Here is a 13,543-nt window from a genome sequence, read left to right on the forward strand (position 1 = left end):
CAGGAGATTCGATGACCGAGAACTTCACCCTCACGCTCAGCTGCGGCCAGCGGCCGGGCATCGTCCGGGCCGTCAGTGCGTTCCTCTTCGACAACGACTGCGACATCGCCGAACACCAACAGTTCGACGACTCGACGGACGGCTCGTTCTTCCTGCGCACCTCGTTCGTGGCCAGCCGCACTACCGACATCGAGAAGCTGACCGAGAGTTTTCGGGAGGTGGCCGACCGATTCTCGATGATGTACACCTTCAACGGGTGCAGTCAGCCGCGCGTACTCGTCATGGTGTCCAAGATGGGGCACTGCCTCAACGACCTCATCTTCCGGTGGCGCTCCCAGAATCTCGGCGGCGAACTGGTGGCCGTGGTGTCCAACCACGAGGTGCTGCGGCCGATGGCCGAGGCTGCCGGGCTGCCGTTCGTCCATGTTCCCGTCACTCCGGGTACCAAGGCCGAGGCCGAGCAGCGTCTGCTGGACCTCGTCGCCGAGTACGAGGTCGATCTGGTGGTGCTGGCCCGGTACATGCAGGTGCTCTCCGACGAGACCTGTCGAGCGTTGCACGGTAAGGCAATCAACATTCACCACTCCTTCCTGCCCGGCTTCAAGGGCGCGAAGCCCTACCACCAGGCCTTCGACCGGGGCGTCAAGCAGGTCGGAGCGACGGCGCACTACGTCACCCCCGATCTCGACGAGGGCCCGATCATCGAGCAACAGGTCATTCGTATCGACCACACCCATGACCCGTCTCGTCTGGCCACCGTCGGACAGGACGCCGAGGCGCTCGCACTGTCGCGGGCGGTGCGCTGGCACTGCGAGAATCGCGTTCTGCTGCACGGACACCGGACGGTCATCTTCAGCTGAGCCGACACACACGAGGGGCCCGTACCGGAATCGGTACGGGCCCCTTGCGTGTGAACCTCACACCCTTTCTGCCGGGTGCGCGCTGGTTCTCTGTGCGGAGAATCAGCGCGCACCCTCGAAAAAGGGTGTGAGGTTCTGTCCCTCTAGCACTCCACGAAGCTGACCGGCACGTTGATCGCGAGACCGCCGCTGGAGGTTTCCTTGTATTTCGAGTGCATGTCGGCCCCGGTGGAGCGCATCGTCTCGATCACCTGATCCAAGCTGACGCGGTGAGTACCGTTGCCGCGCAGCGCCATCCGTGCCGCATTGATTGCCTTGCCGGCCGAGATGGCATTGCGTTCGATGCACGGAATCTGCACCAGCCCGCCGATGGGGTCGCACGTGAGACCGAGGCTGTGTTCCATGGCGATCTCGGCCGCGTTCTCCACCTGCTCCGGTGTGCCGCCCAGCACCTCGGCCAGACCGGCGGCGGCCATCGAGGCAGCCGAACCCACCTCGCCCTGGCAGCCCACTTCGGCTCCCGAGATCGATGCCATCTCCTTGTAGAGCGATCCGATCGCGCCGGCGGTGAGCAGAAAGCGCACCGTGCTGCCGTCGGGGTCGGCGACCCCTGCGGCGGTATAGCGAGTGGCGTAGTGCAGCACGGCCGGGATGATGCCCGCCGCGCCGTTGGTGGGTGCTGTCACAATTCGGCCGCCGGATGCGTTCTCCTCGTTGACCGCCAGTGCGACGAGATTGACCCAGTCCTCGGCGAATTCGCTCGAGCGGTGCGGATCCTCGGCGGCGAGCCGTAGAAACCAGTCGCGTGCTCGACGCCGCACTCCGAGCGCGCCGGGAAGGTAGCCGTCGCGAGAGATGCCGCGAACCTCGCACTCGACCATGACGTCACGGATGTGCAGCAGCCCGTCCCGGATCTCGTCGTGCGTCCGGCGTTCGAGTTCGACCTCGGTCATGACGTCACTAATGCTGCAGCGTCGCCGCTCGCAGAGCTGGAGCAGTTCCTTGGCCGACCCGAATCCGTTCGCCGAGGCGAGGGGTGCGACGGCCTCGACGCTTTCGCCCTCGGTGACCACGAAGCCCCCACCGATCGAGAAGTAGATCTCGGTGTGCAGTTCGGTCGAATCCGCCGCGCGTGCAGTCAGCTTCATTCCGTTGGGGTGGAACGGCAGTACCGTCAACGGATGCAGCACGATGTCGTGGACCGCCAGGTCGATCTCGCGGTGACCACCGAAGACGATGCGACCGGTGGCCGCCATCGATGCCTGACGCTCTTCCATGATCTGGGTCGAAATACTCTCGGGTGCAAAGCCTTCCAGACCCAGCAGTACGGCGGTCATGGTGCCGTGTCCTGCTCCGGTCGCGGCCAGCGAGCCGTACAGGTCCACCGCCACCTCTCGGACGTCCTTTAAGGCAGACATGGTGTGCAGATCGTCGACGAATCGAGCGGCCGCGCGCATCGGGCCGACGGTATGCGAACTCGAGGGGCCGACTCCGACGGAGAAGAGGTCGAACACACTGATGGTCATGAGTCCACCCGAACTGCGTCGGTAGGCTCGCGCGTGGTGAGGGCTTCGAACGACGCGGCGGCGGGAGTCAGGACGGCGTACAGCCAGCCGGCACCGAGTGGATCGGCGGCCACGATCGAGGGATCCTCCTGTACAACGGGATTGAGGATAGTGACCAAGCCGCTCGCCGGGGCGTACACCGTGACGGATCCGGCCGAGGTGTGGATGGTGCCGCACGCCTCACCTGCGGTGAGCACGGCACGTACTGCCGGGAGGTCGACGCTCAGAACGTCGGCCGCGCCGTCGAACGCCGCAGGTGTCACTCCCACTCGGCTCGGGGTCTGGGCGGGTGAGCCGAACGGGTCGACGGCCATCCAGCCGTGCTCGGTGCTGAAGAGCCGGCGGGCGGAGGAGAGGGATGCAGTCATGAGGTGGCCTCGGCATTCGTCATGGGTTGACCTGGGGTGAGAGCACTACGTCGAGCGAACGCACTGCCCGGAGAACGGCCAGTGCGTCGATGGTGGCGGCGACGTCGTGGACCCGCAGGAGTGACGCCCCGTTCTGAGCCGCGATGATTGCGGCGGTGAGTGATCCGGCGAGTCGGCCGTCGACATCTCGGCCGGTGATGGCACCGATCATCCCCTTGCGCGACACACCGGCCATGATCGGTCTGCCACCCGAGGTGAGCGTTCGAAGGCCCTGAAGCAGTTGCAGATTGTGTTCGAGGGTCTTGCCGAATCCGAACCCCGGATCCACCAGAATGCGGTACGCCGGTATCCCGGCCCGGATGCATTCGGCGGCCCGCTCTTCGAGAAACTCGCACACCTCCTCGGTGACGTCGCCGTAGCGAGGGGAGTGCTGCATCGTCGACGGTTCGCCCTGCATATGCGTCAGACACACGGCGGCGCCCAGCTCGGCTGCTGCGGCCAGTGCACCGGGAAGGCGAAGGGCGCGAACGTCGTTGATGACGCTCGCCCCGGCGCGCACCGCCTCCCGCATCACCTCGGGGCGTGAGGTGTCGACCGACAGCGGTGTCGAGGTGCGTCTGGACAGGGCGTCGATCACCGGTACGACTCGGGCGATCTCCTCGTCGACGGTGGGTGGGATTGCCCCGGGCCGGGTCGACTCACCGCCGATGTCGAGCAACTCCGCTCCCTCGTCGACCATCGACAGTGCATGCGCCACAGCACGATCCGAGTCCAGGAACATCCCACCGTCGGAGAACGAATCCGGGGTGACGTTGACGATTCCGCAGACCACGGGATGTAGGGTCGTCAGTCGGGCCAGCAGTCGATCGCGGGCATCGGCTGCCCGTGTAGCTGTGGAGACGGTCGTGAGCACTGCGGTCACCTCTTCTCTCGCGCGAGTCCAACGGGACGATCAGACGTCGGTGTATTCCTCGGCCGCGTCGGTCAGCCAGGTTGCGAGATAGCGTGCGAACGACGAGCGCACGAGGATGCGGTAGTCCGTTCCGGTGTCGTCGCAGGCGATCAGGATCATGCCTGCCATCGCCAGCATCGTCTGTACCGTCGACCCGGCCGGAAAGACGCGGGGGTGCAGATCGATCGAGCACCCCTTGGCCAGCACGTCGCGGGCTCTGGAACCGCTCAGGCGCAAGCTGGTTCGCTGTGCGGACACATCGGTAGCCGCACCCCGATGCTGACGAACGGCCGATCCGAGACGGTGTTCGAGTTCGACCGGATCGAGCCCGGCTCCGATCACCAACCACTCCTCGGGGCCGAGCCAGATGACCGTGGTGTTCGTGCCCTCGGCGACGCGGCCTGGGCCGGGGAGCTCGGTGCCGAGCTCGGCCGAGGTGGCGGCACCGCCCGGTCCGTTCGGGTCGACCCACAGGTCGATCCCGGCCATGAACGGCTCCTCCACGATGCGGACAGCAGGCGAGTCCGGCAGGACTGTTTCTGCGAGTGGGCTTCTGGTGGCGAGACGGTCAGCCATCACGGCGGTTTCCTTCCGGGTCGACGAGTACGGAGCCGGTGACTTCCACGGCGACCAGGGTGTCGCCCACCGGGACGTGCAGGATGTCGCCGAGTCGGTCACGCCCGGCTTCGAGCAGGGCCAACCCGAACGGCCGACCCAATTCTGCGCTGGCGTAACTCGACGTGACGTGGCCGAGCATCGGTACCGGAAGTTCGGGCAGGACGCCGCTGTCGGAGTATTCGATGATCTGCGATCCCTCCGGAAGGACCGTTTCCCGGTCGACCGGCAGAAGGCCGACGAACTGCTTGCGCAACGGGTTTCGGTTCTCGGCTCGGTCGAACGAGCGCTTGCCGATGAAGTCGAGCTTCTTCTTCGATACCGCCCAGCTCATGCCGAGATCCTGCGGGGTGACGGTGCCGTCGGTGTCCTGGCCGACGATCGGGTAGCCCTTCTCGGCCCGCAGCACGTGCATGGTCTCGGTGCCGTACGGGGTGATGCCGAACTTCTCTCCCGCATCGATCAGCCGCGACCACAGTGCGTGGGCGTGCCAGGAATCGATGTTCACCTCGAAGGCCAGTTCACCGGAGAAGCTGATGCGCGCCACTCGTACCGGCACACCGTCGATCGAGGCGTCTCGCCAGGCCATGAACGGGAACGCCTCGTTGGACACGTCGAGTTCGGGAAAGATCTCGCCGACGAGATCGCGGGAGCACGGTCCGACGACGGGGAACGTGGCCCACTGCTCGGTCACCGACGTCAGCCGAACCGCGAGGTGCGGCCACTCGGTCTGCAGCCATTCCTCCATCCAGTCGAGCATTCCTGCTGCGCCGCCGGTGGTGGTGAACACCTGGAATCGATCGTCCGCCAGACGCATCACGGTGCCGTCGTCGATCACCATGCCGTCGGCACCGCACATCACGCCGTACCGAACCATGCCGACCTTCAAGTTGCTCATCATGTTCGTGTAGAACATGTCCAGCACCACACCGGCGTCCGGGCCCTGTACGTCGATCTTGCCGAGGGTCGAACCGTCGAGCATGCCGACGCCCGAGCGTACGGCCGCACACTCGCGGAGCACGGCGTCGTGCATCTCCTCGCCCGGAAGCGGGTAGTAGCGTGGCCGCTTCCACTGTCCGACGTCCTCGAAGACCGCGCCGCGTGCGACGTGCCAATCATGCACTGCCGTAACCCGTTCCGGGTCGAATGCCATACCGCGGTTGCGGCCGGCCAACGCCGCGAACGCCACCGGGGTGTACGGCGGTCGGAAGGTGGTGGTGCCCAGGTTCTCCACCGGCTTGTCGAGCAGTTCCGCCACGATGCCCGAGGACACCACACCGGAGGTCTTGCCCTGATCGTGCGCGGTACCGATCGTGGTGTAGCGCTTGATGTGTTCCATCGACGACATGCCTGCACCGACGGCGCGGATCAGATCGGCGACGGTCGCGTCACGCTGCACGTCGACGAACTGGCTGTCGGCTCCGAAGTCGTCACGCACCCGCCACAGCACCAGCGAGTCGCTGCTGGGTACGGAATCGATTACAGGAAGCGAGGTTTCGGGAGCATCGAAGCCGAGTCTGGTCAGCAAGCCTGCCGCGGCCGAGTTACCGTCGTGGAGACATCCGGCCAGATCGAAGACCCCCGAGGCCGATCCGGCGACACTGATGCCCTCGACGTCGTCCGCTGGCACGAATGCGCCGAGTTCGCCGTCGTAACGCAGTTTTCCGCGGGCTTGGCTGAACAGGTGGACGGCCGGGTTCCAACCACCGCTGACGAGCAGTACGTCGCACGCCACGGTGTCGGTGGCACCGTCGGGCCCGGTGACCAGTGCATGAGTGACGCGGGTGTCACCGTGGGTGCCGGACACGACGCTGCCGGTGCGTACCTCGATACCGCGTTCGCGGCACAGGTCGAGCCAGTATTCGGGTGCCGCGGCGCGGGCATCGACGATGCTCGCGATGCGGACCCCTGCGTCGTGCAGATCGACGGCTGCCTTGTACGCACTGTCGTTGGTGGTGAAGACCACGGCCTCGGTGCCCACCGTGACGCCGTAGCGATGCAGGAACGTACGTGCGCTGTGCGCCAACATGATTCCGGGTCGGTCGTTGTCGGTGAAGACGACCGGACGTTCGTGGGCACCGGTGGCCACCAGGATGTGACGCGATCGAATGCGCCAGACGCGTTGACGGCTCAGTGCTGCAGGAGCTTCCAGTCCCAGGTGATCGGTGCGGCGCTCGAGGGCGAGAACGAAGCCGTCGTCGTAGGAACCGAACGCGGTGGTGCGGCGCAGCAGGGTCACGTCGGGGAAGGTCGACAACTCGGTCACCGCGTCGGAAACCCAGTCCAGGGCCGGCCGGCCGTCGATGACGTCGTCGGAGCCGAGCAGGGAGCCGCCGAATTCGCTCTGATCGTCGACGACGACCACCCGAGCGCCACTGCGGGCGGCGATCAGTGCGGCCGTCAGACCGGCCGGGCCTGCACCGACGACCAACAGGTCGGCGTGGGCGTGCATGGCGTCGTACTTGGCGGAGTCGGAGATCTCGGCGAGCCGCCCCTGTCCGGGGATGCCCCGAGCGACCAGGCCGTCGTACAGCTCGATCGTCGTGGCGAGCAGCATCGGCTCGGGGAACGGCTCCTCGATCTGCACGAGTCCGCCGGTGTCCTCGGCCCATGCTGCGGTGAATCCACGGGGCCTGCCGAGCTTGATGCTGGTGGTCACCTGATGAATGCCGTTGGCGAGCAACGCGGATGCCAGCGTGTCGCCGGGATGTCCCTGCAGAGCAGAACCGCCGAACGCGAAGTCGAAGGTGCTCGTGCGGTCGATGCGGCCGCCGGATGCGGTGCGGAATGCGGTCATGGGTTCACCGGCTTCGGGTCGTCGAGGCGATAGACACTGTGGATTCGGTAGGTGGCGGTGTCTCGTACGGCGTTGAACCAACGCCTACACCCCGCGCTGTGACTCCACCGTTCTGCGAAGAGCCCCTTGGGGTTGTCGCGGAAGAACACGAAGTGCGCCCACTGTTCGTCGGTGAGTGCCGATGGCTCCTCGGGGTAGGCGATGTGCGCCTGGCCGCCGTAGTGGAACTCGGTCTCTTCTCGACTCCCGCACCACGGGCATTCGATCAATTGCATTGCCACTCCAAGATTTCTCGTTCGGGTGCTGCGTGTGTCGGGGCGGAGAGACTAGTGAGCCACGCCTGCGGCACCGTGCTCGTCCACCAGCGCGCCGGTGACGAATCGGTCCAGACTGAACGGTGCGATGTACTCGTGCACCTCGTCGTTGGCGATGGTGTCGGCCAGGCACCAGCCGGCACCGGGGGTCGCCTTGAATCCGCCTGTACCCCAACCGCAATTGAGGAACACGTTGTCGAACGGCGTGCGCCCGACGATGGGGGAGGCGTCGGGACAGACGTCCACGATGCCGGCCCAGGTGCGCAGCAGATGCGCGCGAGCGAAGACGGGGAACAACTCGACCGCAGCGGCCATCTGCCGTTCGATGATGTGGAACGCACCGCGCTGTCCGTAACCGTTGTAGGAGTCGACACCTGCGCCCATCACCAATTCACCCTTGTGCGCCTGAGAAACGTACACGTGCACGGCATTCGACATGACCACCGTGGGATGCACCGGCTCGAGCAACTCCGAGACCAGGGCCTGCAGCGGATGGCTCTGAAGCGGAGTCTTGATGCCGAGCATGTCCGTCAAGGTCGACGTGTGCCCGGCCGCGCACAGCGCCACCTGGCCGGTGGCGATGTCGCCACGCGTGGTCTTGACCCCGGTGACGCGGTTGCCGTCGGTGGTGAAGCCGGTGACCTCACAGTTCTGGATGATGTCGATACCGGCCGCGTCGGCGCGTCGGGCAAATCCCCAGGCGACGTAGTCGTGCTTGGCGATGCCGGCGCGCGGCTGGTACGTCGCACCGAGTACCGGGTAGCGAATGTCGCTGGAGATGTTGACGATCGGGCACAGCTTCTTGACCTCGTCGGGGTCGACCCACTGAGCGTCGATGCCGTTGAGTCGGTTGGCCTCGACGCGTCGAACGCTGTCACGCACGTCCTGCAGGCTGTGCGCGAGGTTGAGGACGCCGCGCTGGCTGAACAGGATGGGGTAGTCGAGGTCGTCGGCGAGCCCTTCCCACAGCTTCAGGGAGTGCTCGTAGATACGGGCGCTCTCGTCCCACAGGTAGTTCGACCGGATGAGGGTTGTGTTGCGCGCCATGTTCCCACCGGCGAGCCATCCCTTCTCCAGCACAGCCACATTGGTGATGCCGTGGTTCTTGGCGAGGTAGTGCGCGGTGGCCAGGCCGTGTCCGCCGCCGCCGATGATCACGACGTCGTAGGACTTCTTCGGCTCGGGGTTGCGCCACAGGAAGTCCGGGTGGTCGGGCAGATGTGCGCCCGGTGGGGTTGCGGGGGCGGTCATCGGTAGCCTTCCGTCAGGTCGGAGTAGAGGGGGAACTGCGCGGCAACGGATTCGACCCGGATTCGCAGTGCATCGAGGCCGCGGTCGTCGGTGTCGGGACGCAACGCGTGAGCGATGACGTCGGAGACCTCGGCGAACGCCGTGGCGTCCAGGCCGCGGGTCGCGAGGGCCGGGGTGCCGATGCGGACTCCCGAACTCACCATGGGCGGCCGTGGATCGAACGGAACTGCGTTGCGGTTCACGGTGATTCCCACGTGATGCAGTCTGTCCTCGGCCTGCTTGCCGTCCAGTTCGGACGTGCGCAGGTCCACGAGCACGAGATGGACGTCGGTGCCGCCCGAGACCACGTCGATGCCTGCGGCTGCTGCGTCCTCGGTCAGCAGTCGGTCGGCCAGGATCTTCGCGCCTTCGAGGGTGCGCGCCTGCCGTTCCCGAAAGTCCTCTTCGGCAGCGAGTTTGAAGGACACTGCCTTGGCTGCGATGACATGTTCCAACGGTCCACCCTGCTGGCCCGGGAAGACCGAGGAATTGAACTTCTTGGCCAGCGCGGCGTCGTTGGTGATGATGACGCCGCCGCGCGGTCCGCCGAGCGTCTTGTGCGTCGTCGAGGTGACCACGTGTGCGTGCGGTACCGGTGACGGGTGCAGTCCGGCAGCGACGAGCCCCGCGAAGTGCGCCATGTCCACCATCAGGTAGGCACCGACGTCGTCTGCGATACGGCGGAATTCGGCGAAGTCGAGGTGACGGGGGTAGGCGGACCACCCGGCCATGATCAGCTTCGGACGGTGCTCGTGCGCGAGGCGCTCCACCTCTGCCATATCGACAAGATGGTCGTGCTCGCGGACGTGGTAGGCCGAGACGTCGTAGAGCTTGCCCGAAAAGTTCAGCTTCATGCCGTGCGTCAGGTGTCCGCCATGGGCGAGTGCGAGACCGAGAATCGAATCGCCCGGCTGCAGCAGGGCAGCCATCGCAGCGGCATTGGCCTGGGCACCGGAGTGCGGCTGCACGTTGGCGAACGACGATCCGAACAGGGCATTGAGCCGGTCGATCGCGAGTTGCTCTATGACGTCGACGTTTTCGCATCCGCCGTAGTAGCGACGGCCGGGGTAGCCCTCGGCGTACTTGTTCGTCAGTACCGAACCTTGCGCCTGCATGACGGCCAGCGGAGCGAAGTTCTCGCTCGCGATCATTTCCAGGGTGTTCTGCTGGCGGCAGAGCTCGGCACTGATCGCGCGGTGCACCTCGGGGTCGAGATCGGCGAGCACGCGGTTCGTCACGCCTCTGGGGTGCGGTGCCGTCGCCGTCGGTGCGAAGTCCTGCGTCAAGATGGCCGCCCTTCTGGAAGATCAATGATCTGGAACTGATATATCAAGATGCCAATAGAGTAAGATCACAACGCAGAGCCGTCAAGGGCGGGGCGTCGACCGGGAGTGAGCACAGAAGATGACAATCGGGATTCCACCGGTGATCGATGCAGCGCAGTCAGTCGGAACCAACGCCGATCGGGCGTACGAAATAATGCGTGAGCAGCTGATCATGCTGGAAATTCGGCCCGGCGAGCCCATCAACGACGACCGCCTGGCCGAGCAATTGGGACTGGGACGAACCCCGATTCGCGAGGGTCTCAAGCGACTGGAACGCGAGCGACTCGTCGTCGCCTATCCCCGGCGCGGAACGTTCGCGACCGCTGTCGACATGACCGACCTGGCCAACATCTCCGAAATTCGCAAGCAGCTCGAGCCTGCGGCCTCGGCGCGTGCGGCCCGCACGGCCACGCGCGCATCGCGAGACCGGCTGACGGAGCTCGCTGCCTCCATCGCGAGTATCGACGACACCGACGATCCACGTGAGGTGCTGCGCAAAGATGTTGCAGTGCATCGGGAAATCTATCGGGCGTCGGGAAATCCCCACCTCGAAGACATCCTGGTCAGCCTCGACGCCCATGCCACCCGCATCTGGTGCCTGTTCCTCGACCGACTGCCGAACGTCGCCGGCCATGTTCGTGAACACGTCGTGCTGCTGCAGGCCATCATCGACGGCGATGCCGACACCGCAGCGGAACTGACCCTCGAACACGTCACCGGGTTCGAGAACGCCATCAGGGAATTGTTGTAGTCCCTCGTGCGCGTTTTGCGTAGCCACAGCTACGCAAAACACTCACGACCGCAGCTACACACCGCCTAGGGGCACGTCGACCAGGTCCTCGGCGCAGGCCGTCGGTATCCGCCTGATCGACACCGTCACGGGGTACGAGAACGTGATGTGGCTGAGAACCGCGCCCGTCATCACCTAGAGGATTGTGGTGGTGTCTGCGGACTCCGCAACTCACCCCGGCTCTGAGCTTCGTACACGATCGGTCGTGCTGCTTGCAGTCGGATAGGTTTCTGTTCATGAGTTCTCCACGCCACGAGGCGTCGACGGTGGATCCGACACGTGTTCCGGTGATCGTGGCTATCGGGGAAACGAGCGGCCGCGGTGAACCCATGGGCGTCGAACCCATGGAACTGATCACGCTGGCTGCCACTGCGGCTCTCCAGGACTCGCAGTCGTCGGAGCCGTGGATTCGACGCGCGGACAGCATCGCGTTCTGCCACATCGCCAGCTGGGCCTACGCCAGTCCCGCCGCTGCGCTGGCACGTGGATTCGGTGCCACACCCGCAGATCTGTTCGACGCTCCGATCGGCGGGCAATGGCCTGCGCGGCTTCTCGATCGCGCGGCCACGCGCATTGCCTCGGGAGAGTCGACGGTGGCGGTGATCGCGGGCGGTGAAGCCCAGGCCTCGATGAGCGCGCTGGTCAAGGCCGGTCGAGACCCCGTCGACGACGGCGGGTGGAGCACCGATCCAGGCGGTCCGCCCACCTTCGATCTGGACCAACTGGGCAGCGCCGCAATGCAGGACGCCGGTCTGATCTCGCCGGTTCGGATCTATCCGTTGTTCGAGAGCCGCTTCAGATTCGAGTCCGGAATGGACCCGGAAGCACGGCAGGCCGAGTGCAGCGAGCTGTATGCCGCCTTCTCCGTTGTTTCCGAGAAGAATCCGTACTCGTGGAACGGCCGTGCGCGGACGGCTGCAGACATCGGCACGCCGTCGGCGAAGAATCGCATCGTGTGCGAGCCGTATCCGCTGTCGATGAACGCCATGCCGTTCGTCGACCAGGCCGCATGCATCGTGGTGACGAGCTTGGCCGAAGCCCGCGAACGCGGTGTGCCGGAGCGCGACATCGTGTACGTCTGGGGCGGTGCGGGTGCCGAGGACTCGGTGGACATTCTGGACCGCACTGGTTTCGGTCGATCCGAAGCGATGGACAACGCGCTGGACCGAGCGTTGCATGCCGCAGAGATCGGAGTCGAGCAACTCGACGTGCTGGATGTCTACAGCTGCTTCCCGATCGTGCCGACCCTTGCCACCCGACACCTCGGAACGCCGAAATCATTGGTGCCCAGTGTGACCGGTGGTCATTCGTCGTTCGGTGGGCCGCTGAGCAGTCATTCGTTGCATTCGATCACTGCCTCTGTCCGTCAGATTCGCGCGGGGAAGACCTGTGCACTGGTGCACGCGAACGGTGGCTACCTGACGTATCACCACTCCGTGCTGCTCGGTGGCGACCAGCATCCACTCGGCTACATCGGAAGTCCCGAACCCGTTGTGCTGACGACGGACCCACCGCCTCGGGGGCCTGTCCAAGAGGGGAATCTCGTGGTGGAAACGGTCTCCGTCGAGCATTCTCGTCAGCAGGAGCCGAACCAGGCCTTCGTCGTCGGCCGAGACATCAGTGGTCGACGCGTCGCCGCACAGACGGCACCCGGTGACACGGCCAGCGCCCATGCGGTGTCGTTGTATCGGAAGAGTCCTGCATGCGAAATCATCGGGACCACAATCACTGTCGAGATCAGCGAAGGGAACATTCGTGTCCGAAGCCGGTAGCACCGAACCTGTCGTCCTGACGAGGCGGGAAGGCCATGTACTCGTCGTCACGATCAATCGGCCGAGGGCGGCCAACAGCATCGACGCCCGCGTGCACACGTTGCTCGGGGAGGCGTGGGAGTCGGCCGAGGCGGATCGCGACGTCAGGGCCATCGTCTTGACCGGTGCGGGTTCGGCGACCTTCTGTGGTGGTGCTGATCTGAAAGCACTCGGAACCGGAGGGCCTGCCGCGGTCACCCCACTCGACACCGAGCACTGGGGGTTCGCCGGGATCGTTCGGCACCCGATATCGGTACCCGTCATCGCGGCCGTGAACGGATCGGCGATGGGAGGAGGAACCGAGATCGCCCTGGTCTCGGATATGGTCGTCGCCTCGGACACGGCCGCGTTCGGCCTGCCCGAGATTCGCCGCGGACTCATCGCCGGTGCAGGTGGTGCTTTCAGGCTGATGTCGGCCGTCCCGGAACACATCGCGCTGGAGATGATCTTGACGGGGCAGCCGATCTCCGCGCAGGATGCGGCGCGGTGGGGGTTGGTCAACAGGGTGGTCGCGCCGAACGACGTCCTCGACACGGCACTCGGTCTCGCACGCCTCTGCGCGGAGGGTGCGCCGCTCGCAGTGCGCGCCTCCAAACGGCTGGCCCGACGCATCACTGATGGAACTATCGCGCACGAAGAAGACTCGTGGTTGCAGAACCGTCAGGAACTGGATCGACTCACCACCACGAAGGATGTCATCGAAGGAATCACCGCATTCCTGCAGAAACGTGATCCGACCTGGACCGCGCAGTGAGTCCGCGGCACTGAGGGGCACCACCAGGAATGGGCGCGTTCACAATTCGAGCAGGTAACAAATCGGCAGCAACGGTGGACAGGGCCGGTCTGGTAAACAAAG

Annotated in this window: 12 protein-coding genes; 4 read left to right on the top strand and 8 right to left on the bottom strand. The window is 65.4% G+C overall.

Going from position 1 to position 13,543, the window contains the following annotated elements:
• Nucleotides 1-11: 11 nt before the first annotated feature.
• Nucleotides 12-860 carry a formyltetrahydrofolate deformylase gene (gene purU / locus AABD04_RS01525; protein ID WP_341439967.1) on the top strand — a complete coding sequence of 283 codons (849 nt, stop codon included), beginning with the start codon at nt 12-14 and terminating at the stop codon, nt 858-860.
• A 143-nt stretch (nt 861-1,003) separates the two neighbouring features.
• Here purU and AABD04_RS01530 read toward each other — a convergent pair whose 3' ends face one another.
• The 8 genes from AABD04_RS01530 to glyA are packed head-to-tail and all read right to left on the bottom strand — an operon-like array spanning nt 1,004 to nt 9,999.
• Entirely contained in the window at nt 1,004-2,386 is a 1,383-nt protein-coding gene (locus AABD04_RS01530; RefSeq protein WP_341439968.1) for an L-serine ammonia-lyase, read from the bottom strand.
• Entirely contained in the window at nt 2,383-2,793 is a 411-nt protein-coding gene (locus tag AABD04_RS01535; RefSeq protein ID WP_341439969.1) for a glycine cleavage system protein H, read from the bottom strand. The genes AABD04_RS01530 and AABD04_RS01535 overlap by 4 nt, the downstream gene beginning before the upstream one ends.
• Nucleotides 2,794-2,812: 19 nt before the next feature.
• Nucleotides 2,813-3,715, bottom strand: a complete 903-nt coding sequence (gene folP, locus AABD04_RS01540) for a dihydropteroate synthase (protein WP_423228109.1) — start codon at nt 3,713-3,715, stop codon at nt 2,813-2,815.
• Between the two features lie 30 nt (nt 3,716-3,745).
• Entirely contained in the window at nt 3,746-4,321 is a 576-nt protein-coding gene (locus AABD04_RS01545; protein WP_341439971.1) for a sarcosine oxidase subunit gamma, read from the bottom strand.
• Entirely contained in the window at nt 4,314-7,157 is a 2,844-nt protein-coding gene (locus AABD04_RS01550; RefSeq protein ID WP_341439972.1) for a 2Fe-2S iron-sulfur cluster-binding protein, read from the bottom strand. The genes AABD04_RS01545 and AABD04_RS01550 overlap by 8 nt, the downstream gene beginning before the upstream one ends.
• Nucleotides 7,154-7,432, bottom strand: a complete 279-nt coding sequence (locus tag AABD04_RS01555) for a sarcosine oxidase subunit delta (protein ID WP_032377699.1) — start codon at nt 7,430-7,432, stop codon at nt 7,154-7,156. Before AABD04_RS01555 ends, AABD04_RS01550 begins: the two co-directional genes overlap by 4 nt.
• A gap of 51 nt (nt 7,433-7,483) precedes the next feature.
• Entirely contained in the window at nt 7,484-8,722 is a 1,239-nt protein-coding gene (locus tag AABD04_RS01560; RefSeq protein ID WP_032367894.1) for a sarcosine oxidase subunit beta family protein, read from the bottom strand.
• Complete coding sequence (glyA, locus tag AABD04_RS01565; RefSeq protein WP_341442927.1) at nt 8,719-9,999, bottom strand: serine hydroxymethyltransferase; 1,281 nt, start codon at nt 9,997-9,999, stop codon at nt 8,719-8,721. The genes AABD04_RS01560 and glyA overlap by 4 nt, the downstream gene beginning before the upstream one ends.
• A gap of 166 nt (nt 10,000-10,165) precedes the next feature.
• On the opposite strand from glyA, the gene AABD04_RS01570 reads away from it, so the two are divergent.
• The 3 genes from AABD04_RS01570 (at nt 10,166) to AABD04_RS01580 (ending at nt 13,441) form a co-directional block, all read left to right on the top strand.
• A complete protein-coding gene (locus tag AABD04_RS01570) occupies nt 10,166-10,837 on the top strand; it encodes a GntR family transcriptional regulator (protein WP_341439974.1) in 672 nt (223 codons plus the stop codon).
• Between the two features lie 275 nt (nt 10,838-11,112).
• Nucleotides 11,113-12,648, top strand: coding sequence for an acetyl-CoA acetyltransferase (locus AABD04_RS01575; protein WP_341439975.1), 1,536 nt, complete (start codon nt 11,113-11,115; stop codon nt 12,646-12,648).
• Nucleotides 12,632-13,441 (top strand): enoyl-CoA hydratase/isomerase family protein, encoded by an 810-nt coding sequence (locus AABD04_RS01580; protein ID WP_341439976.1) that lies wholly within the window; start codon nt 12,632-12,634, stop codon nt 13,439-13,441. Before AABD04_RS01575 ends, AABD04_RS01580 begins: the two co-directional genes overlap by 17 nt.
• Nucleotides 13,442-13,543: the final 102 nt, after the last annotated feature.

This window comes from Rhodococcoides navarretei, assembly GCF_038069675.1.
GTDB lineage: Bacteria > Actinomycetota > Actinomycetes > Mycobacteriales > Mycobacteriaceae > Rhodococcoides > Rhodococcoides navarretei.

Bases quoted from the DNA above. Each gene is read 5' to 3' on its own strand.
- purU (WP_341439967.1), top strand. From the start codon at position 12: ATGACCGAGAACTTCACCCTCACGCTCAGCTGCGGCCAGCGGCCGGGC.
- AABD04_RS01530 (WP_341439968.1), bottom strand. From the start codon at position 2,386: ATGACCATCAGTGTGTTCGACCTCTTCTCCGTCGGAGTCGGCCCCTCG.
- AABD04_RS01535 (WP_341439969.1), bottom strand. From the start codon at position 2,793: ATGACTGCATCCCTCTCCTCCGCCCGCCGGCTCTTCAGCACCGAGCAC.
- AABD04_RS01545 (WP_341439971.1), bottom strand. From the start codon at position 4,321: ATGGCTGACCGTCTCGCCACCAGAAGCCCACTCGCAGAAACAGTCCTG.
- AABD04_RS01550 (WP_341439972.1), bottom strand. From the start codon at position 7,157: ATGACCGCATTCCGCACCGCATCCGGCGGCCGCATCGACCGCACGAGC.
- AABD04_RS01555 (WP_032377699.1), bottom strand. From the start codon at position 7,432: ATGCAATTGATCGAATGCCCGTGGTGCGGGAGTCGAGAAGAGACCGAG.
- AABD04_RS01560 (WP_032367894.1), bottom strand. From the start codon at position 8,722: ATGACCGCCCCCGCAACCCCACCGGGCGCACATCTGCCCGACCACCCG.
- AABD04_RS01570 (WP_341439974.1), top strand. From the start codon at position 10,166: ATGACAATCGGGATTCCACCGGTGATCGATGCAGCGCAGTCAGTCGGA.
- AABD04_RS01575 (WP_341439975.1), top strand. From the start codon at position 11,113: ATGAGTTCTCCACGCCACGAGGCGTCGACGGTGGATCCGACACGTGTT.